The sequence below is a fragment of the Rhizobium bangladeshense genome, assembly GCF_001662075.1.
Lineage (GTDB): Bacteria > Pseudomonadota > Alphaproteobacteria > Rhizobiales > Rhizobiaceae > Rhizobium > Rhizobium bangladeshense_B.
In genome coordinates this window covers 1-514 of sequence record NZ_LYPL01000120.1, presented here as the reverse complement: position 1 = coordinate 514, position 514 = coordinate 1, and the positions used below count along the sequence as shown (strand labels likewise).

The 514-nt window shown below is 62.6% G+C and carries 1 protein-coding gene; it reads left to right on the top strand.

The window, feature by feature from the left end:
* Positions 1-514, top strand: a 514-nt coding sequence (locus tag A7X77_RS31780) for a phage major capsid protein (RefSeq protein ID WP_156668224.1), incomplete at both ends; no start/stop codon positions are given.

Genomic DNA, 514 nt, shown 5'->3' with positions numbered 1-514 from the left:
ACCGCCGCCGAATACGACCTCAAGCAGGCCGCGGTTGCCGTCTCCATGTCCGGCCTCGAACAGCTGCAGAACTCCGGCGAGGACGCGGTCCTCGACCTGCTCGAACAGCGCATTGAGAACGCCGAAAGGACGCTGAAGAACAACATTGCGCAGGACTGCTATTCCGATGGCACTGCCGATGGCGGACGTCAGATCGGTGGCCTGCAGCTGCTGATCTCGACCTCACCGACTTCTGGCACGGTCGGCGGCATCTCCCGCGCCACCTGGGGCTTCTGGCGTAATCAGAAGTTCTCTGCAACGGCTGATGGCGGTGCAGCTGCGTCAACGGCAAACATTCAGTCCTACATGAACCGGCTCTACATGAGCTGCGTTCGTGGCGCTGACTCGCCCGCTCTCGTCGTCGCCGACAACAACTTCTTCCGCCTCTACTGGGCATCGCTGCAGGCGATCCAGCGCATCACCTCGGCCGACAAGGGCATGGCCGGCTTCCAGTCGCTGCCATATATGGGCGCCG